This window comes from Bacillus sp. UNC69MF, from assembly GCF_000746035.1.
Taxonomy (GTDB): domain Bacteria; phylum Bacillota; class Bacilli; order Bacillales; family Bacillaceae; genus Bacillus; species Bacillus velezensis.
In genome coordinates, this window is the sequence record NZ_KN050798.1 from 405314 (window position 1) to 424029 (window position 18716).

Consider the following 18716-nt stretch of genomic DNA (forward strand, 5'->3'; position numbering starts at 1 on the left):
GTTTAAGATGTTCTGACAAGCGGCAAGGTGCAGCAGCGGAAGGAACCGCCTGATTTAATAATTTCGGAAAACTCGGTTTCAATGACTGTATAACCTCTTTTTCTGAGCTCGCGGTTCGTATGACGGTGCTGCGGCAGGCTGATAATTGTCTGATTGCCGATTGACAGGATATTAGGACCGAGCGTGAATTGCTCTTCTTCAGGCACTTCTATCATCTCAAAACGTTCGGCGAGAAGATCAATTTCTTCCTGCCGCAAGCCATTTTTGCAGTATAGCGCCTCCGTTTCCGAGATCATATTAAATACACAGTCCAAATGTAAGAAATCTTCCTTGAGAGGGATCGGCACAACCGTCATCTCCGGCAGCGCCTCCCGCAGCTCCCGGACAGCCGCTTTATCCGTGCGCTCGCTCAGCCCGGCGTAAACGGTGCCGTCTGCGATCAAGATGTCGCCGCCTTCAATGTTCGCTTTTTTCAGTCGCGTATAGGGGATTTTCTTATTGTCAAGCAGGTTTTGAAACACTTTTTCTTCTCCCTGCCGGACTGAAGCCGCCATGTTTGAAATAAACGCCGTCTCGCCTAAGACAAATCCGATATCCCGGGTGAATACCTGCTCAGGCAATGCGGGATCGGCAGGCAGCAGGACGACTTCAATCTGATGAGATCTTAAAATGTCAATAAACTCACTATGCTGTTTGAGGGCAACGGGTATGTTAATATTTTCTTGTTTGAAATGTTTCTGCGTTCCGTTAATAATATCCTTGATGGCCATGTGTTCCGGCCGGCATAAGATGACTGTCTGCAAAGCATCAAACTCACTGCGGCAAGCCGGTTTCCGCGTGGATTTGGGAATGGATACGTCCATGTGATATCCTCCTATCGGTATTCAATGTGCGTTTATTATTCCCGGATGTGATGAATAATGAAACATTTATGAGAGAATATCTAACCAACTTAATATTTAAAATTTTAGACAAAACGGTCAAAGTATTGTTTAATAGGGTACAGATGAATGAGTCAAAACGACCAGACACCAAAGGGGAGTTTAAATAATATGAAGTTGCCAGAATCAAGATTTTGCAAAGAAACAAGGGTTGTTAAAACAAGCAGGGTTTTTCCGCTTGATACGAATAATCACAATACGCTGTTTGGCGGAAAGCTGATGAGCTACATTGATGATATCGCTTCAATTTCCGCGGCCCGCCACTGCCGGTGTGAAACAGTCACGGCCTCAATGGATTCTGTAGATTTTTTGCGCCCCATCGGCCAACAGGATTCCGTATGCCTTGAATCTTACGTCACATGGGTCGGCACATCGTCTATGGAGGTGTTTGTCAAAGTCATTAAAGAACATCTGATGACGGGCGAACGCGAGCTTGCGGCAACGTCGTTTCTGACCTTTGTCGCGCTTGATTCAAACGGGAAATCGGTACCCGTTCCGCGGATCGTGCCGGAAACCGAGGAAGAAATCATGCTTCACAATACGGCCGTTCAGCGCGCCGGAGAACGAAAAAACCGCTTAAAACACAGCAAGGCCCTGGCCGAGGCGCTCGGAACAGATAAACCTTGGTAATCATCAAACCGCTTTTTTAAAAAGCGGTTTTTTTATGCTGAGAAAGGACTTTTCCTGCCGGATCCATAATCTATTACAGGGAAAGGAGACGTGGCGTGCATGATGAAACATAAGTCTTCCGGCACCATCCTGACAACCGGGCGTATCCGTCTGCGGACTATGCGGGATGACGATGAAGAAAATTTGTACGGGCTGTTTACCGACAGAGAGGTCATGAAATATTATCCTTCTCTTAAAAGCAGACGGGAAACGAAGGAATGGATTGCCTGGAACAAACGATTGGCCGCAGGATACGGCGTCAGTCTTTGGATCGCAGAGGATAAAGAGACGGGCGCATTTCTCGGTCAATGCGGAATCGTTCCGCAGACGGTAAACGGAAACACTTTGATGGAAATCGGCTATATGTTTGCCCGCCGCCGCTGGGGCTGCGGCTATGCGACAGAGGCGGCGAACGCCTGTCTGGACTACGGTTTTCATACGCAGCAATACGGACGCATAGCGGCGCTGATTGATCCGGAAAACGCTGCCTCCGTCCGTGTCGCGGAAAAAATCGGTATGGTGCCCGGTGAGACCGTTACCAAATGGGAGAGGCAGCTGACGGTTTTTGACATCACATCTGACGTTGAACGTTTCGGCGAAATGTAGTATGATACGAACAGACATGTTTTCTAGGGTTCCGCATGTTTATACATGGCCTGGTCCGAGAGAAAACACATATGCGGACATATCCCGCATATGCACACGGAGGGAAAAAAGCCCGGGAGAGTCAATCTCATGTGAGACGACTATCCGGGCTTTTTTGTATTGTCCGGATACAGAAAGGGTGAAGAACATGAAATGGGGTTTAGTGGTCATAGCGGCCGTATTTGAAGTGGTATGGGTCACCGGCCTGAAACATGCTGATTCGGCACTGGCGTGGAGCGGCACGATTGTGGGAATCATCATCAGTTTTTATCTATTAATCAAGGCGACAGACAGCCTGCCCGTAGGAACGGTATATGCGGTCTTTACCGGACTCGGGACAGCGGGCACCGTGCTCAGTGAAATCCTGCTTTTCAAAGAGCAGGCCGATCCGGTGAAAATCGTGCTGATCGGCGTTTTGCTGATCGGTGTCATCGGATTAAAGCTGGTCACACAGGATAAGCCTGAGACGAAGGAGGAGAAGGCGTAATGCATTGGATCAGCCTGATAGCCGCGGGTCTTTGTGAAATGCTCGGGGTCATTTTAATGAATCAATTTCAAAAAGAAAAGAAAGTCAAATGGATTCTTTTCATTATCGCCGGATTTGCGGCTTCTTTTTCCCTGCTTTCTTATGCGATGGAGACGATCGCGATGGGCACGGCCTATGCGATCTGGACCGGTATCGGCACGGCGGGCGGCGCATTAGCCGGCATTCTTTTCTACGGCGAGCAGAAGGATGCGAAGCGCATCTTTTTCATTGCGCTTATTTTATGCGCTGCCGTAGGGCTGAAAATTCTTTCGTAAATTGATTTTTATCAAATCTTCAGTATAATCTATTAGTAAGTTACGAATTATGAAGATACGAGGGATTAAAACAGATGAATTCATATATGACACAGCGGCTGAAAGAATACCGCCGCGGGAATGAGGAAAAAGGGCGCCTGCTTGTCAGCTGCCCCGACCAGCCGGGAATTGTATCGGCAGTGTCGGCGTTTTTGTTTGAACATGGCGCAAACATTATTGAATCAAATCAATACACGACTGACCCTGAAGGCGGACGGTTTTTTCTTAGGATCGAATTCGACTGCAAGGGCATTCGTGAGAAAAAAGAGGACTTACAGCAGGCGTTCGCCTCAATCGCCCAGACATTCGGCATGACATGGAGCCTGTCTCTGGCAAGTGAGCTGAAGCGGGTGGCGATCTTTGTATCGAAGGAGCTGCACTGCCTTCATGAACTGATTTGGGAATGGCAAAGCGGCAATATGATGGCCGAAATTGCGGTCGTCATCAGCAACCACGAAGAGGCCAAAGAAGTGGTCGAACCGCTGAATATTCCGTTCCATTACATGAAAGCTAACAAAGACATCCGCGCCGAAGTGGAGCGGCGCCAGCTTGAGCTGCTGGAGCGGTATAAGATTGATGTGATCGTTCTTGCCCGCTACATGCAGATTTTGACGTCTGATTTTGTATCTGCCCATCCGAATCGGATTATTAACATCCACCATTCATTTCTGCCGGCCTTTATCGGCGCTAACCCGTATAAACGGGCTTATGAGCGCGGAGTGAAATTAATCGGCGCGACCTCTCACTATGTGACGGACGATCTTGATGAAGGGCCGATTATTGAACAGGATATTGAACGCGTCGATCACAGAGATCACGCAGAGGATCTGAAGAATATCGGCAGAACGATTGAGCGGAGCGTGTTGGCAAGAGCCGTAAAATGGCATCTGGAAGACCGCGTCATCGTTCACGGAAACAAAACGATCGTATTTAATTAATGACGGTCCGCCGGGGAGGCGGACTGTTTTTTATGGATGAAAATGTCTTGACAAGAACCTGTTTTCTTTGCATAATATAAAAAAATCATTGAGCGTTGAAGAGGATCAGTACGCAGAACTTTCTGTGACAGAGAGCAAAATGGCCCGCTGAAACATTTTGCCGCATGAAACCTGCCGAACCTGCCTTGGAGTCCTGAGGGGAAAACTCAGGCGCGATAACCTGGCGTTACAGGAAAGCGGGACGCGTGAAAAACGCGTTCAAACAAGGTGGTACCACGGAAAGCCCATTTCGTCCTTATTTTTCAGGACGGAATGGGCTTTTTTTATTGACGAGAGCCGGTTTGGATTGATTGCCACGGAGGAGAAACGATGAAAAAACAAAGAATTGTTGTGAAAATCGGGAGCAGCTCGCTCACCAACAGTAACGGAAGTATTGATGAAGCAAAAATCAAGGAACATACGGAAGCCATTTCTTTATTAAAAGAAAACGGGCATGAAGTGATCCTCATTACCTCAGGCGCGGTGGCAGCGGGTTTTTCCGCTCTCGGCTATCCGTCGCGACCCGTTACGATAAAAGGAAAGCAGGCAGCTGCCGCAGTCGGCCAGACACTTTTAATGCAGCAATATATGGACCATTTAAAAAGATACGGTCTGACGCCGGCACAAATTTTATTAACAAGAAATGATTTCTCAAAAAGAGAGCGGTACAGAAATGCCTATGCCACTGTAATGGAACTTTTGGAGCGGGGAGTCGTGCCGATTATTAATGAAAATGATTCCACATCAGTCGAAGAGCTGACGTTCGGTGATAACGACATGCTGTCGGCGCTTGTAAGCGGTTTGATTCATGCAGACCAATTAATGATTCTCACAGACATTAACGGGCTGTACGATGCCAATCCGAATGAAAACCCGGACGCAAAGCGGTTCGACTATCTGAATGACATCACACCAGAATTGCTCGGGTATGCCGGATCAGCAGGCTCAAAGGTCGGCACCGGAGGTATGAAGTCAAAACTTCTCGCCGCCCAGACCGCATTGTCGCTCGGGGTGAAGGTATTTATCGGAACCGGCTCCGGACGGGAAAAACTGATGGTGATTTTAGACGGAAAAGGCGACGGCACTTATATCGGCGATAAAGACCTTTCCTCAGTGAATAATACACGGCAATGGATCATGTTTCATTCTCCGATATCAGGGGAAATCATCATTGATGGAGGAGCGGAGCAGGCGATGATCCATAACGGGTCAAGTCTCCTCCCGGCCGGCGTCGCCGATGTCTGCGGCAGTTTTCCGAAAGGGGCCGTAGTGGAAGTCAAAGGGCCCGGCGGCATTATCGGCAAAGGGCAGACGCAGTACTCATCCGATGAAATTTTAGAAGTCAAAGGGAAGCGGAGCGACCAGCTTTCAGGAACGAAGCAGGTGGAAGTGATTCACAGAGATGATTGGGTGAATTTATTTGACGAGGGGGAACACAAATGAGTGAAGTATTGCAAAAAGCAGCCTTGGCAAAAGAAGCGGCTGCCGAAATGGTCATGAAAACGACGGCTGAAAAAAACGAAGCGCTCCAATGTATTGCAGACGGACTCAGAAATGAACGCCGGCTGATTTTAACAGAGAATCAGAAAGATATTGAAGCGGGACGGAACAGAGGACTGACACCTGACATTATTGACAGGCTGACTCTTGATGAAAAACGCCTGCTCGATATCGCGGACGCCGTGGAACTGCTGATCGGTCTTGAAGATCCCGTCGGTGAATCGCTGGAGACCATTCAAAAAGAGAATGGATTATCCATTGAAAAAATCCGCGTGCCCCTTGGAGTAGTGGGCATGATCTATGAGGCCAGACCGAACGTTACCGTAGACGCGGCCACACTCTGCCTGAAAACCGGAAACGCGGTTGTGCTCAGAGGAAGTTCTTCCGCCATCCACAGCAACATAGCGCTTGTCAGTGTGATGAAACGCGCACTGGGGCTGTCAAAGCTTCCGATTGATGCCGTTCAGCTCATAGAAGATACAAGCAAAGAAACCGCCAAACAGCTCTTTACATTAAATGACGGGCTGGATGTATTGATCCCGCGCGGCGGTAAAAATTTAATTGATCTTGTGGTCAGGGAATCAACCGTACCCGTTTTAGAAACCGGAGCGGGCAATTGCCACGTGTACATAGATGAGTCAGCAGATCCTCAAATGGCAAGCGAGGTCGTCATCAATGCCAAAACACAGCGTCCTTCGGTCTGCAACGCGATTGAATCTCTTTTGATTCATGAAAAATGGGCCGAAGAACACGGACGAAAGCTGCTGAATCAGCTGACAGAAAAAGGGGTGGAGCTCCGAGGAGACCAGGTGATTTGCAGACTGGAGCCTCAAGCGAAACAAGCAGAAGAAGCCGATTGGGGAGCGGAGTATCTGGCGCCGATTCTCAGTGTGAAAACGGTGCAGGACGTACAGGAGGCGGTCCGCCACATTCAGCAGTACGGCACAAACCATTCAGAAGCCATTCTGACGGAGAACGCCGAGCATGCGGCTTACTTCCAGACCGCCGTTGACGCCGCCGCCGTGTATCATAATGCTTCAACCCGGTTTACGGACGGTTTTGAATTCGGATACGGAGCCGAAATCGGCATCAGCACGCAAAAGCTTCACGCGAGAGGGCCGATGGGGCTTCCGGCGTTAACATCTACAAAAATCATCATCAAAGGAAACGGACAAATCCGCGTATAATCTTTTAAGCTTATCCTTCAAAAAGGGTAGGCTTTTTTTATGCGGAAAGATTGACGGTCTCTGTTATATTGTGTAAAATTAAATTGTACACAATATAACAGAGGTGAATTCACATGACAAAACCATTATTTACTGCAACCGTATCAGCCGCCGGCGGACGTGAAGGGAAAGTCACGTCTTCTGACGGAGTGCTGAATCTTGATGTTGCCATGCCGGGAACGCCAAGAGCAAAAAAGCTCGAACATGCTACAAACCCTGAACAGCTGTTTGCCGCAGGATATTCAGCCTGCTTTGACAGCGCTCTTCAGCTCGTAGCGAGAAAAGAGCGTCTGAGTATTGAAACAGAGGTCACTGCGCATGTCAGTCTGCTGAAAGATGAAGCAGACCAAGGATATAAACTAGGCGTTACGCTTGAGGTCAAAGCATCCGGCATTGATAAACAGGAGCTTGAAGCCCTTATCCAAAAAGCGCACGGTGTCTGTCCGTATTCAAAAGCGACAGCGGGAAATATTGAAGTGAAGCTTCTGGCAGCAGAATAAAAATAAGGATGCCCATTCGGGGCATCCTTATTTTTTGCCGTGCAGCGTATTCAAAACCTCATAAAGCGACTGCTTTAACTGCTTTAATTCCTCTTTTGACCGTCCCGTCTGTTCCAGCATGGCAATGGGAATATCCGCCGCTGTTTTCTGCAAGGCCCGTCCTTCATCTGTGAGTCTGATCGTCACGGATCGCTCGTCTTCAGCCGACCGCTTTCTCATGATGATTCCGTGCTGCTCCATCCGTTTCAGCATCGGTGTCAGCGTTCCGGAATCCAGGTACAAAAGCTCACCCATCCGTTTCACATTCAGTTCTTCGTGCTCCCATAATAAAAGCAGCGCCAAATATTGGGGATAAGTTACGTTGAGCTTATCAAGCAGCGGTTTGTACCGTTTCGTCATTTCCCTTGAGCTTGCGTACAGCAAAAAACAAAGCTGATTCTCCAGTTTCATATGTTCAAAATCTTTTTCTGCCATTACTTCTTTCACCAACTCTTTGTTTGTTAACGTTACCCCTATTGTAGCCGAAAAACGGCCCATTTCCTATTCCAATCATGTTTAAAAATATGAGCAGGGGCAATATATACAGTAAGTACAATGAGGAGGCTGATAATAATGGCATTATTTACTTCAAAAGCGACCGCAGTCGGCGGACGAGCAGGACATATTAAATCCGAAGACGGGGTGCTGGATTTTGACATCATCATGCCGAATGCAAAAAAAGACGGAGAAACCGGCACAAACCCTGAACAGCTCTTTGCGGCAGGATATGCTGCCTGCTTCGGGGGAGCGCTTGAGCTCGCCGCCCAAAAACAAAAAATCGACATGACCTCTGAAATTGAAGGACAGGTCAGCCTTTTAAAAGATGAGAGTGACGGAGGTTACAAAATCGGCGTAACGCTCGTCATTGATACAAAAGATCTTGACAAAGAAACGGCGGAGAAGCTAGTGCACGCCGCTCACGAGTTCTGTCCGTATTCAAAAGCAACAAGAGGAAATGTAGACGTCAAACTTGAATTAAAATAAATAACCGAACGAATATCCCGGATTTTATATCCGGGATATTTTATTAACGAAAACATCAGTAATGATCTCTTCTCTCCCGGAATAAGAATACGATATAGCACTTTTGCATAATGACACCAAGAGAAAAGAGGGAGAAATCGATGTCTCTTCCAAACATACCGAACATCACCCCCGACATTACACTCTCCAGATGTGAGACCCTGAACCTCCTTCTTTCATCCGTGGCTATGGAAGAAATCGGACTATCCCATATTCTGCAGGCGGAAGCGGAAAGGATTCAAATGTTTCTCGGCGCTTCCGGTGATCCCTCCTTGGAGGAATTGTCATCAATCAATAGAAGCACTGAACGGCTCCTGCGCACCGTCATGAAATCACAACTCCTTTTGCAGACGAAGCTTGAGGACATTATCTTCTTACAGGATTCTGAAGTCTGTATGGACCCGGACGACCCAAGCAATCCGAGTAATCCGGGCGATCCTGATGACCCGTGGAATCCGGACGACCCGAGCAATCCGAGTGATCCGGGCGATCCTGATGACCCGTGGAATCCGGACGACCCGAGCAATCCGAGTGATCCGGGCGATCCTGATGACCCGTGGAATCCAGACGATCCCAGTGATCCGGAAGATCCGTGTGACGGCCTGTTTTACGGCCGCATTGGCTGCTGTGAGTGTGGGGATTGTGAGGACTGCGGTTGGAAGAAAAAAGGCGGGGAGCGTTCATAAAAAAAGAGACGGGTGAAGCATATGCCGTATCCAAGCATCTCAAAAGCGAAACAGGCATCTTTTGAAGCCTTGCATTGTCTCACGATGGCGCTGTTACATATATTATCTGTGACCGTGGATAAAAGAAGGGGTTCAAATTACAAAGAAGAAATCAGGCTGTTCTCCGCATTGTGCCGCTGGCAGATGGAAACAGGCGGCCGTCTGTTTTTAATGATCAGCTTGGAAGAAGAGCAGAAGCAGATGTATGAGCGGCACTTTCTTGAAATGAAGACAGTTACGGAACGAACGAAAAAATTCATTTCTGAAAGCCCGCGCGAATTCCGGGCGCATCCGATTACGAAGCGGGCTGTCAGGCAGCTTCAGGAATGGAATACGGAAACTGCCGAACCTGCCGTCAGATGGGTGCGGCCTGTCATCATCACGATGAACGGCACTCCTGAACGGCCTTGGTTCAATCAACAACTCCAAAATCGGGAAAGGTGAGAAAATGAGCGGAAATGCTGAATGTAAACTGACTCTTTGCATGATTGTGAAAAACGAGGAGAGATACATCTCCCGTTGTTTATCAAGTGTACAAGACATCGCTGATGAGATCGTCATCGCAGACACCGGATCACAAGATAATACAAAAGATATCTGCAAAAGCTTTCAGGCAAGAGTGTTTGATTTCGAATGGGAGAATGATTTCGCAAAGGCCAGAAATTACGCCCTGCAGCATGCCGAAGGAGATTGGATTTTAGTGCTTGACGCGGATGAAGAGCTCGATCAGGAGACGGGCCGTTTTTTAACTTCGCTGCTTCATGACGGATTACCGAGCCGGGGCCTTTTGAAAATCATCAATTATACGGGGAAGCAGCTCGATGAAAACGAAGCGTTTGAAAGCATGCAGCCGAGACTGTTCCGCAATCATAAAGGCCTTCTGTATCAAGGCAGAATTCACGAGAATATCTCGGCTTCCAATGAGGAAGAAAACAATGCTTTTTTCACGCTCCCATGTGTGATTCATCACTACGGCTACTTGGAGCAGGAAGAAAAGATCAAGCAAAAACATAAACGGAATATCAGCATTTTAAATGAAGAGCTTTCAGAGGAAAATCCTGATCCGTGGCTTGTCTATCATTTGGCAAGTGAATGCTACAGAATCAAAGACTATGAAAAAGCATTACATCTTGTCAACGGCTCAATTTTTCAATTTTTAAGCGAAAAACGAATGCCTCCGTCTCTCCTGTATTATTTGAAATATACAATATTGCTTGAGCTCAAACGGTATGAAGAAGCCGAACAAGGGATTGAAAAAGTGCTCAAGCTATATCCTGATTACAGCAATCTTCACTATTATAAAGGCCTTGTATTATATCATTTGGAAAAGTACAGAGCGGCAATCAAAGCATTTGAAAACGGAACGCAGGTTGAAGGAGAAAATGCTGATCACTTCATTTTAAAAGGTGCCGCCGATTTCAGAGCCTTTTATTATATGGCGAAATGCCATGCTGCATTAAACCATGATATGACGGCCATCGCTTACGCCAAAAAATCCGTGAAGTTCAATCCTCAATTTAAACCCGCGAAAGAACTTCTGTCTCAATTAAAAAAGGATCAGCGGACAAACGCCTGATCCTTTTTTTGCATGTTCCATTAAGATAATCGAATAATGTTTAAAGCTGCACCGACGCTTCCTCCAAGCAATGTGGCCGCACCCAATAATCCGAACAGCTGAAGCTGGATGGTGCTGCCTGCTGGCAAAGTCACAATAAAGGAGTTATTAAAGTTTGCCAAAGACGCGACCGGGGCGATAATCGAACTTGCAGGAGGAGTGCCGTTGATTAAAATACGCGAACTTACAAGCAAGCCGGCCGTTAAATTAATATGGTAGGAAATATAGTACCGTCCCGCCGGAGCAACGGTAAATATGGTATTTGCGGCATTAGCCGTAATATCTGCCGAAAGGTTTTGTTCATTCGGTAAGGAAATGGTCGTGCCGCCGACAATAACTGCGACAACACCGCCGCCCGTATTGCTCGCATAGCCGGAAGTTGCTGTCAGACTTGTTCCGGTGCCGCCAGTAGCGCCGGTACTCCCGGTCGGTCCGGTGCCGCCAGTAACGCCGGTGCTTCCGGTCGGCCCGGTACCGCCAGTAGCACCGGTGCTTCCCGCCGCAGCTAAAAGTGTATAGTCAGCTGAGGCTCCAGGGGTTCCCGCCGGGCTGTTTACGTTTGCGACGTAAGAGCTTCCGTTATACAAGACAACCTGTCCGGTTGTGTAAGTGGGGGCAATCAGCGGATTAAAAGCAACAATCCCTTGAAGGCCCGCACCGGTGACCCCCGTAGGTCCGATCGATCCAGTTGGCCCCGTCGCTCCGGCCGGTCCGACTGCTCCCGTCGGTCCCGTCGGCCCCGTAGCACCAGTCGGTCCCGCCAGTGTAGGGATATTTGAGATACTGTCCAATTTTGAACCGAGAAGAAGCTCCTGTTTCATTAAGCTGTCAAGCGTATCCCGGACGCTCTCATTCAGGTTAAGAATATCCGCAAGACTTGACGGGGGCCCTGTTAATCCGGGAATCGTTCCGAGCGCGTATTGGATTTTTTCCCCTTCCGCATTCAGAATATGTGCCATTCCCAGCTCTTCCATAGCAATTGACGAAAGAAGAAGGTTAATGGTATCGTCTCTGGAAAGTGTAACGACAGGGGTGATATTGGGCAAATTAGGCTGTGACACAATGTCCCTCCTTATGAGTTGGCTGAAAATCATTTTATTACGAACAAAGTTCCCCGAAATGAGCGTAAGCAGTACTGTATCAGTATATTCACTGATTCTGTCCAAGTTTCTGAATGGATTCCCTTCATTAACCAATTGAGCGGGTTATACCGCTGTTTTTGATTTCATCATATATGAAGGAAATACTTTAAATATAGAGAAAATACATCGCACAGCATTCGCAAATCGGTCAAAATGACAGCGGGACATGTGATCGTCTATAAAGCGATGGCTATATATCTTGTGCGTTTCCTGCAAAAACTCTCTTTTTCATTTCAAGTTTTCTGTATAAAAGGGCGAGAAGCATGGATGGGATCGTACAAACAATCATTCCGATAAAGGCATACCGGGGTTCAATTTCATATAAAAAACCTCCGAAAATAGTAAATACCGCAGTGCTCCAGCTGAGAGCAAGCGCTGAATATATGCCTTGGGCTTTCGGGATTTGCGCGGGTGAAATATTTTTAATTAAGTATTTCATAAATGCATAGTGTCCCATCGCGAATGAACAGGCATGCAGCGTCTGCGCAATACAGAAAATGATGACATGCGGAAATGCAAATACGAGTATCCAGCGTACGGTAGCACCAAGCGCCGCCAAGGCGAGCAAAGAGCCTGCCGTAAATTGATGAAAGTATCGGTCAGCGATTGCAAAGAAGATAATCTCCGCGATAACGGCGATGTTGATAATGATTCCGATGGCATATGCGGGGGCATCGATTTCCTGCAAAAAGAGATAACCGTAATTGTAATAAGACGCGTGTGCCGCCTGCAGTAAGATAACGATTGCGAGCACCAGACCGAAATATTTGATGCGGAATAAGGCAAACATGCCCTCTTTTCTTGCGCGGTCTGTTTCCGGCCGTTTTGAAAGAACAGCTGGCGCATGCATAAAGCTGAGGCATGCGAATATCAGGGTGCCCAAAAGCAGTGCCCATAAAATCGCTTGATCTCCGAATATACCTGTAAAGACGGACAGGATGACGCCGGCTGAAACAAAACCCGCGGACCCCCACTGTCGGCTTGTCCCATAGGCCTTTAATTCGTTATGCTGTACAAGGACGCCGCAAGCGCTGTCTAAAGCAGGCATTAAAGCAGGGTAAAACACATGCAGCACTAATGTGACAAGAAGCAGGCTTTGAAAAGAATCAGCGGGAATATAACATAAAAGTGCGAGAAGCGTCCCGATTCTGGCGCCGTTTAATAAGGCTTTGCTGCTGAATTTTCCTGATAAATAAGGGAAGAATAATAATGTGGAAATCCCTCTTGCCGCCAAGCCCAGGCTCATAATGAAACTGGCTTCGGATACGGAAACCCCTTTTATATGCACCATCCATCCCGTCCAATAGGGCAGAAAAACACCCCATGTCATAAAAAAACTAAAAAAATGCAGACTCATCCAGCGATATGCTTTCATTCCCGTTCCTCCTTTAATTGGCATGTTATCATGTAAAGACATAAAGACAATATGAGATATCTCATATTTTTGGGGTGGACGATGGAAATTTATAAAGGCGAGAAAAAGCGGCATCAGTTAAAAAAACACTCAATCGCGCATTTATTCTCTTTCCCCGCTGAAGAGTTTATGGAAGTGCGCGAATATGAGCGGGACGAATGGATTATTCAAGAGGGCAGGAGGCCTGACTTCCTGTTTTACGTGATTGAAGGAAAAGCGAAAATATATGTAACCCACCAAAACGGGAAAGTTTCTTTAATTAATTTTATCAACAAAGATGATTACATCGGAGAGATGGAACTATTACATGAAGTGTATTACACAAAAGGAATTCAAGCCTCAGCGAAGACTGTTTGTTTTGCTCTGCCTATTTACCGCTGCCGCGTGCAATTGCTGCAGGATGCGAAATTCCTGCGTGAGTTGGCTAAGTTTTTAAGTGCTAAGGCAACGCTTATGGCTTCGAAATATTCACAAAGTCTGGCGTTCCCGCTTGAAAACCGGCTGGCTGATTTTATTTTGCAGACAGCTTATGAAGGGGTTTATAAAGAGAAGCACATAACGGTCTGTGATTATTTAGGTGTATCTTACCGTCATCTCTTGCATGTGCTGACGCAATTCTGCCAAAAAGGGTATTTGCAAAAAGAAGGGCGGGGCTATCAAATTAAGCAGCATGATTCACTAAGTGAACTTGCGAAGGCGCCGAAGAATAAGTAGCACGCCCAGAAAAAACAGCCACCCGTAAGTTACGGATGGCTGTTTTCATTATACAAGCTGAGCTTGTTTTTTTCGTGCCTGTTTCGCGGCGTCGACCATATTTTTTAATGCCGCAACGGTTTCTTCCTGCTGTCTTGTTTTCAGTCCGCAGTCCGGGTTTACCCAGAAGCGGTCAGTCGGACACACTTCAAGCGCGTCATCAATAATTTGATAGATTTCTTCAGTTGCCGGCACACGCGGGCTGTGAATGTCGTATACACCGAGTCCGAGGCCTTTCACGTAAGGATGTTCTTTCAAGTATTCTAAAAATCCTCCGTGGCTTCTGCTGTGTTCAATTGTAATGACATCCGCGTCAAGATCATTGATCGTATCTACGATATCTTCAAAGTTGCTGTAACACATATGCGTATGAATCTGCGTCTCATTTTGCACAGAAGACGTCGTTAACCGGAATGCTTCTGCGGCCCAAGTTAAATATTCATCCCAATCCTGCGTTTTTAACGGCAGTCCTTCGCGGAGCGCGGGTTCATCCACTTGGATAATCTGAATACCGGCATCTTCAAGCGCTTTTACTTCTTTTCTGAGGGCAAGCCCGATCTGGAAGGCGATTTCTTTTCTTGAAATATCCACACGCGGGAATGACCAGTTTAAGATGGTGACAGGTCCCGTCAGCATGCCTTTCATGTGTTTTTCCGTCAGCGATTGGGCGTAGACCGTATCTTTTACCGTCATCGGTTCGATAAATTCGACATCTCCGAAAATGACAGGCGGACGTACGCAGCGTGAACCGTAAGACTGCACCCATGCATATTTCGTAAAGGCGAATCCGGCCAGTTTTTCACCGAAGTATTCGACCATGTCCGTCCGCTCGAATTCTCCGTGAACGAGCACGTCTAAGCCGATTTCTTCCTGAATGTCAACCCAGCGCTTCGTTTCCGCATTAATAAAGGCTTGGTACTGTTCATCCGTCCAATCTTTTTTCCGCCATTTTTGCCGTGCGCTCCGCACCTCTGCAGATTGAGGGAAGCTTCCGATTGTCGTCGTCGGCAGAAGGGGAAGACCGAGTGATTCATTCTGCAGCGCCAATCGTTCTTCAAAGCTTGCCGGACGGGAGAAATCTTTTTCCGTCAGCTGATTCAGCTCTTCTTTTTGAGCTGAGTTCGCTCCTGTTGCGAATGCTTTTAAAGCCTTAAGTGCCGCTTTTGATTCTTCGATCTGCTCACTGACGGCCGCTTTGCCGGACAGAAGCCCTTCTTTTAAGACGCCGAGTTCCGCCAGTTTTTCTTTAGCGTATGACAGGCCGTTCAGCAAATCCTTTTCAAGATGCTCGTCAGGGTGTTTCGCCACCGGCACGTGCAGAAGGCTGCTTGAAGGCTGAATCCATAACTCCTCAACATCAGCGTGGCTGAGGATATCCAGAGCTGCATCAAGGCGTTCTTCAACATCGATTTTCCAAATGTTGCGGCCGTCGACCACACCGGCTGCCAGCACTTTATCTTTCGGGAAGCCGTGCTTTTTCAGCTGATCAAGGTTTCTGCCTTTATCATGTACGAAGTCAAGCCCGATTCCCTGTACAGGATAAGAAACGAGTTCTTCATATGCATCAACCGAATCGAAGTATGTCTGCAGGAGGACATTCAGTCCTGAAAGCTCTTTTGTGATCGCTTCATAGAGTTCTTTTGCGGCACGGACGTCTTCAGAAGAAGCTGTCACAAGGGCCGGCTCATCGATCTGAACCCATTTTACGCCTTCAGCTTCAAGTTCTTTCAGCAGCTGAACATAAAGAGGAACAAGGCGCTTTTGAATCGCTTTCGCTTCTGATTCTTCGTATCCTTTCGCAAGTGTGACGAATGTGTACGGACCGACGATGACAGGTTTTGTTTCCGCTCCGAATTCTTCTTTGATCCGGCGGTAGTCGTCAAGCTGTTTGTTTCTCGTCAGACGGAATTCAATGCTTTCGTCATATTCAGGAACGATGTAATGGTAGTTGGTATTAAACCATTTCGTCATTTCACTGGAAACGGCGTCTTTTACACCGCGGGCAATCGCAAAGTATGTATCAACGGGATCCGTGATGCTGCGGAATCTTTCCGGAATCCAGTTAAAGCTGACGGCTGTATCAAGCACATGGTCATAATGGGTGAAATCAGAGACCGGCACGATATCGATATGTTGGTCAAGCTGTGTTTTGACAGCTGATAAGAATAAACCGTCAAGCTCTTTAAGAAACGTTTCTTTATCAGTTTTACCTTTCCAATAAGCCTCAAGCGCTTTTTTCCATTCTCTGTTCAAGCCGATTCTCGGAAAACCGAGGTTCGAAGTTTTGATTGTTGTCATTAAGTTTCCTCCTTTAAGTGAGATGTAACAAAAAAGCCTCTTTCTCATGAGAGAAAGAGGCTTTAACTTCAAAATGCAAGCCTCTCTTATCTCTCAGATCACGTCTGATGGAATTAGCACCGTGCCTTATGAGACAGTCGTCTCGGCGCAAAAATCACGCGCCCCATTTCACAATGGAATTACGGTCGGTTGCTGTTGGGGTCAAAAGGCCAATCCCTCGCCCAACTCTCGATAAGAGAAAATATTTCAATTTTTTTGAAAAGTTACATCATTTGTTGGTTATCTTATCAGTTTATTCAGATCACTGTCAATAGAAAATCTCACATTTTAAAAATTAGTGATATGACAAGCTGATCAATCATTATATGAGAAAAATATCAGAAAGACAGCAGCTGTGCCTGTTCGGCTCTTTCCATCAGCACTTCAGGCGCGTCTAAATACAGGAATCCGTTCCCGGCCAATGTTTTGGCGATGTCCAAAGGAAGGGTCCGCCGCACGAGCTGGGCGTAGACTTCAGCCTCAGAAAGCGTCCGCTGAAACGCGTCCTGTTCAAGCCCTTTTATTAAGGCAAGCGCTCCGCTCACATGCGGGGCGGCCATTGAAGTGCCCGTCAGCTTCCCGTATTTATGGTTGGGAAGGGTGGAGAGAATATTTTCTCCCGGAGCCACCAGGTCAATCTCTTTATTAGCGTTTGAAAATTCAGACGATTTACGGGCGATTGAGACTGATCCGACTGCGATCACCTCGTTGTAAGCGGCTGGATACGACAGTTCCTCTGTACGCTCGTCTCCGTCGCCTTCGTTTCCTGCCGCGCAAACGACCAGAACACCGCTTTTTACCGCATTTGTGACGGCTTCTTTCAATTCAGGCACATCGCTTGGCCCGCCGAGTGACATGGAAATGATATCGGCCTTTTGTTCAACGGCGTAGTTGATGCCGTTAATGATCCATTCGTATTTGCCGCTGCCATTTTGACCGCCGAGAACTTTAACGATTAAAAGGCTTGCTTCCGGCGCGACACCCGAAATTCCGCCGTTTGAATCATTGGCGGCAATCGTTCCGGAAACGTGTGTCCCGTGTCCGTTATAATCGGAAATCGCGTCTTCTTTGCCTCCGTCATCATCGGTGAAGTTTTTCCCGCCGACAATCCGGTCTTTCAAATCAGGATGATTGATGTCGCAGCCTGTGTCAAGCACCGCGATTTTAATATCCTTGCCTTTAAACCCTTTTGCCCACAACTCTGGCGCCTTAATCACTTTAATCCCCTCTGGAAGCTCGTTCACCTCCATGATCTGTTCATCCGTGACATAAGGAATCAAATGCATTTCACCATTCATAAAAAAGCCCTCCTTTTTTATGCTTGCGAGTGGATACAAGGGTGTTGCTACTATTTTATGGCAGAGCATGCCGGCCGGAAAGAGTCATTTGAAGCATTTTCATAAAAAAGGCGTAATCTATCGCACTAAAAAATTTCAAATAAATGGATAGTTTAACAGCTTTTATTTTCATTCATGATCCGCTGACGGTATAATTGGAAATGGGAAAGGAGAAGAGATATGAAGATAAGTGAAGCATTATACAACTATTTTTCAGAACAAGTGGATCAAATTGCGAAAGAGTGGATCGAAACGATGGAAGATTCGGATCCGAATTCGATTTATTCTTTGACAAATCCCGTCATCACAGAAGAACTGACGGAGCAGGATAAAGAATTTTACCGGCATATTAATAAAATGTATATCATGCCGAAAAAAGAATTTTTAGAAGAGTTCGAGCAGTGGGTGATTGAGCTTGCGAAAGACCAGAAGCATCTGGATACTCCCGTACAGTATGTGGTCCGTGAATTCATGAGAAACCGGAGACTATACATCAGTTATTATGATGCGTTTGCCGATAAACATGAATCTTCGTTTGCACAGGGAGAAAGGAAGAAATGGGAGAATTTAATTGTACAAGTATTTGATTTTACGATTTACACGTTTGTCGATCATGCCGAGCATAACTCAAAAATGCAGCTGAATGCGCAAAGAGAAATGATTTTGGAGTTAAGCTCGCCGGTTATCACGCTGAGCAAACGGACGGCGCTGCTGCCGCTTGTCGGCGATATTGACACGGAGCGCGCCAAATTCATTCTTGAAAATACGCTGAGCACATGTGCAAAACGGCTGATTGAACATCTGTTAATTGACCTGTCGGGTGTAGTGGTTGTCGATACGATGGTGGCGCATCAGATTTTTAAATTAGTTGAGGCGCTGAAATTGATCGGCGTCACGTCCACTTTATCCGGAATCAGGCCGGAAATCGCTCAAACCGCCGTACAGCTCGGCATTAATTTCTCAGATATTACGATCAAGTCCAATCTCGCTCAGGCTCTCAATTATCATCAATAACATACATAACAAAACAGGC

At 46.9% G+C, this 18716-nt stretch carries 20 protein-coding genes, 2 riboswitches and 1 other annotated feature; of the genes, 14 read left to right on the forward strand and 6 right to left on the reverse strand.

The window, feature by feature from the left end:
- Window positions 1-2 precede the first annotated feature (2 nt).
- On the reverse strand, window positions 3-863 hold the full coding sequence (locus BR62_RS0114300) for a dimethylarginine dimethylaminohydrolase family protein (RefSeq protein ID WP_015239707.1): 861 nt from the start codon (window positions 861-863) through the stop codon (window positions 3-5).
- 189 nt (window positions 864-1052) lie between these two features.
- Between BR62_RS0114300 and BR62_RS0114305 the strand changes: the two genes are divergently transcribed.
- From BR62_RS0114305 to BR62_RS0114340, 8 genes are all read left to right on the forward strand, one after another.
- The gene (locus BR62_RS0114305) at window positions 1053-1571 is read left to right on the forward strand and encodes an acyl-CoA thioesterase (RefSeq protein WP_003154772.1); all 519 of its coding nucleotides are present in this window, start codon (window positions 1053-1055) and stop codon (window positions 1569-1571) included.
- A gap of 99 nt (window positions 1572-1670) precedes the next feature.
- Window positions 1671-2216, forward strand: a complete 546-nt coding sequence (locus BR62_RS0114310) for a GNAT family N-acetyltransferase (protein WP_007407237.1) — start codon at window positions 1671-1673, stop codon at window positions 2214-2216.
- Between the two features lie 12 nt (window positions 2217-2228).
- Window positions 2229-2337, forward strand: a riboswitch (guanidine-I (ykkC/yxkD leader).
- Between the two features lie 66 nt (window positions 2338-2403).
- Entirely contained in the window at window positions 2404-2742 is a 339-nt protein-coding gene (locus BR62_RS0114315) for a DMT family transporter (protein ID WP_015239709.1), read from the forward strand.
- Complete coding sequence (locus BR62_RS0114320; RefSeq protein WP_007407235.1) at window positions 2742-3056, forward strand: DMT family transporter; 315 nt, start codon at window positions 2742-2744, stop codon at window positions 3054-3056. Before BR62_RS0114315 ends, BR62_RS0114320 begins: the two co-directional genes overlap by 1 nt.
- 74 nt (window positions 3057-3130) lie before the next feature.
- Complete coding sequence (gene purU / locus BR62_RS0114325; RefSeq protein WP_007407234.1) at window positions 3131-4033, forward strand: formyltetrahydrofolate deformylase; 903 nt, start codon at window positions 3131-3133, stop codon at window positions 4031-4033.
- 86 nt (window positions 4034-4119) lie between these two features.
- Window positions 4120-4333: a binding site (T-box leader), on the forward strand.
- 69 nt (window positions 4334-4402) lie between these two features.
- Window positions 4403-5515: a glutamate 5-kinase gene (gene proB, locus BR62_RS0114330; protein ID WP_012117383.1), complete on the forward strand. Its 1113-nt coding sequence runs from the start codon at window positions 4403-4405 to the stop codon at window positions 5513-5515.
- Complete coding sequence (gene proA, locus BR62_RS0114335; RefSeq protein WP_012117384.1) at window positions 5512-6759, forward strand: glutamate-5-semialdehyde dehydrogenase; 1248 nt, start codon at window positions 5512-5514, stop codon at window positions 6757-6759. Before proB ends, proA begins: the two co-directional genes overlap by 4 nt.
- A 113-nt stretch (window positions 6760-6872) precedes the next feature.
- Window positions 6873-7298 carry an organic hydroperoxide resistance protein gene (locus BR62_RS0114340; protein WP_007610880.1) on the forward strand — a complete coding sequence of 142 codons (426 nt, stop codon included), beginning with the start codon at window positions 6873-6875 and terminating at the stop codon, window positions 7296-7298.
- A 27-nt stretch (window positions 7299-7325) separates the two neighbouring features.
- On the opposite strand, the gene BR62_RS0114345 is transcribed toward BR62_RS0114340, so the two are convergent.
- Window positions 7326-7835, reverse strand: coding sequence for a MarR family winged helix-turn-helix transcriptional regulator (locus BR62_RS0114345; protein ID WP_015417314.1), 510 nt, complete (start codon window positions 7833-7835; stop codon window positions 7326-7328).
- Window positions 7836-7910: 75 nt separating this feature from the next.
- On the opposite strand from BR62_RS0114345, the gene BR62_RS0114350 reads away from it, so the two are divergent.
- The 4 genes from BR62_RS0114350 (at window position 7911) to BR62_RS0114365 (ending at window position 10661) form a co-directional block, all read left to right on the forward strand.
- A complete protein-coding gene (locus BR62_RS0114350) occupies window positions 7911-8321 on the forward strand; it encodes an organic hydroperoxide resistance protein OhrB (protein WP_003154758.1) in 411 nt (136 codons plus the stop codon).
- A gap of 140 nt (window positions 8322-8461) precedes the next feature.
- Window positions 8462-9046 carry an alpha-helical endospore appendage domain-containing protein gene (locus tag BR62_RS19890; protein WP_032871298.1) on the forward strand — a complete coding sequence of 195 codons (585 nt, stop codon included), beginning with the start codon at window positions 8462-8464 and terminating at the stop codon, window positions 9044-9046.
- Window positions 9047-9067: 21 nt separating this feature from the next.
- The gene (locus BR62_RS0114360; protein WP_012117388.1) at window positions 9068-9529 is read left to right on the forward strand and encodes a hypothetical protein; all 462 of its coding nucleotides are present in this window, start codon (window positions 9068-9070) and stop codon (window positions 9527-9529) included.
- Between the two features lie 4 nt (window positions 9530-9533).
- Window positions 9534-10661, forward strand: a complete 1128-nt coding sequence (locus BR62_RS0114365) for a glycosyltransferase (protein ID WP_015239713.1) — start codon at window positions 9534-9536, stop codon at window positions 10659-10661.
- A gap of 20 nt (window positions 10662-10681) precedes the next feature.
- On the opposite strand, the gene BR62_RS18895 is transcribed toward BR62_RS0114365, so the two are convergent.
- Both BR62_RS18895 and BR62_RS0114380 read right to left on the reverse strand, forming a co-directional pair.
- On the reverse strand, window positions 10682-11761 hold the full coding sequence (locus tag BR62_RS18895) for a BclA C-terminal domain-containing protein (protein ID WP_050498186.1): 1080 nt from the start codon (window positions 11759-11761) through the stop codon (window positions 10682-10684).
- Window positions 11762-12032: 271 nt separating this feature from the next.
- On the reverse strand, window positions 12033-13217 hold the full coding sequence (locus tag BR62_RS0114380; RefSeq protein ID WP_012117391.1) for an MFS transporter: 1185 nt from the start codon (window positions 13215-13217) through the stop codon (window positions 12033-12035).
- A gap of 81 nt (window positions 13218-13298) precedes the next feature.
- On the opposite strand from BR62_RS0114380, the gene yeiL reads away from it, so the two are divergent.
- Window positions 13299-13970: a transcriptional regulator YeiL gene (yeiL, locus tag BR62_RS0114385; RefSeq protein ID WP_032871302.1), complete on the forward strand. Its 672-nt coding sequence runs from the start codon at window positions 13299-13301 to the stop codon at window positions 13968-13970.
- Between the two features lie 48 nt (window positions 13971-14018).
- Here the strand turns inward: yeiL and metE are convergent, their stop codons facing one another.
- A complete protein-coding gene (metE, locus tag BR62_RS0114390) occupies window positions 14019-16307 on the reverse strand; it encodes a 5-methyltetrahydropteroyltriglutamate--homocysteine S-methyltransferase (RefSeq protein ID WP_032871303.1) in 2289 nt (762 codons plus the stop codon).
- An 83-nt stretch (window positions 16308-16390) separates the two neighbouring features.
- A riboswitch (SAM riboswitch) is annotated at window positions 16391-16545 on the reverse strand.
- A gap of 139 nt (window positions 16546-16684) precedes the next feature.
- Window positions 16685-17644: a S8 family peptidase gene (locus tag BR62_RS0114395; RefSeq protein WP_007407222.1), complete on the reverse strand. Its 960-nt coding sequence runs from the start codon at window positions 17642-17644 to the stop codon at window positions 16685-16687.
- Window positions 17645-17863: 219 nt separating this feature from the next.
- On the opposite strand from BR62_RS0114395, the gene BR62_RS0114400 reads away from it, so the two are divergent.
- Window positions 17864-18697, forward strand: a complete 834-nt coding sequence (locus BR62_RS0114400; protein WP_007407221.1) for an STAS domain-containing protein — start codon at window positions 17864-17866, stop codon at window positions 18695-18697.
- Window positions 18698-18716: the final 19 nt, after the last annotated feature.

Bases quoted from the DNA above. Each gene is read 5' to 3' on its own strand.
- BR62_RS0114300 (WP_015239707.1), bottom strand. From the start codon at position 863: ATGGACGTATCCATTCCCAAATCCACGCGGAAACCGGCTTGCCGCAGT.
- BR62_RS0114305 (WP_003154772.1), top strand. From the start codon at position 1,053: ATGAAGTTGCCAGAATCAAGATTTTGCAAAGAAACAAGGGTTGTTAAA.
- BR62_RS0114310 (WP_007407237.1), top strand. From the start codon at position 1,671: ATGATGAAACATAAGTCTTCCGGCACCATCCTGACAACCGGGCGTATC.
- BR62_RS0114315 (WP_015239709.1), top strand. From the start codon at position 2,404: ATGAAATGGGGTTTAGTGGTCATAGCGGCCGTATTTGAAGTGGTATGG.
- BR62_RS0114320 (WP_007407235.1), top strand. From the start codon at position 2,742: ATGCATTGGATCAGCCTGATAGCCGCGGGTCTTTGTGAAATGCTCGGG.
- purU (WP_007407234.1), top strand. From the start codon at position 3,131: ATGAATTCATATATGACACAGCGGCTGAAAGAATACCGCCGCGGGAAT.
- proB (WP_012117383.1), top strand. From the start codon at position 4,403: ATGAAAAAACAAAGAATTGTTGTGAAAATCGGGAGCAGCTCGCTCACC.
- proA (WP_012117384.1), top strand. From the start codon at position 5,512: ATGAGTGAAGTATTGCAAAAAGCAGCCTTGGCAAAAGAAGCGGCTGCC.
- BR62_RS0114340 (WP_007610880.1), top strand. From the start codon at position 6,873: ATGACAAAACCATTATTTACTGCAACCGTATCAGCCGCCGGCGGACGT.
- BR62_RS0114345 (WP_015417314.1), bottom strand. From the start codon at position 7,835: ATGGGCCGTTTTTCGGCTACAATAGGGGTAACGTTAACAAACAAAGAG.
- BR62_RS0114350 (WP_003154758.1), top strand. From the start codon at position 7,911: ATGGCATTATTTACTTCAAAAGCGACCGCAGTCGGCGGACGAGCAGGA.
- BR62_RS19890 (WP_032871298.1), top strand. From the start codon at position 8,462: ATGTCTCTTCCAAACATACCGAACATCACCCCCGACATTACACTCTCC.
- BR62_RS0114360 (WP_012117388.1), top strand. From the start codon at position 9,068: ATGCCGTATCCAAGCATCTCAAAAGCGAAACAGGCATCTTTTGAAGCC.
- BR62_RS0114365 (WP_015239713.1), top strand. From the start codon at position 9,534: ATGAGCGGAAATGCTGAATGTAAACTGACTCTTTGCATGATTGTGAAA.
- BR62_RS0114380 (WP_012117391.1), bottom strand. From the start codon at position 13,217: ATGAAAGCATATCGCTGGATGAGTCTGCATTTTTTTAGTTTTTTTATG.
- yeiL (WP_032871302.1), top strand. From the start codon at position 13,299: ATGGAAATTTATAAAGGCGAGAAAAAGCGGCATCAGTTAAAAAAACAC.
- metE (WP_032871303.1), bottom strand. From the start codon at position 16,307: ATGACAACAATCAAAACTTCGAACCTCGGTTTTCCGAGAATCGGCTTG.
- BR62_RS0114395 (WP_007407222.1), bottom strand. From the start codon at position 17,644: ATGAATGGTGAAATGCATTTGATTCCTTATGTCACGGATGAACAGATC.
- BR62_RS0114400 (WP_007407221.1), top strand. From the start codon at position 17,864: ATGAAGATAAGTGAAGCATTATACAACTATTTTTCAGAACAAGTGGAT.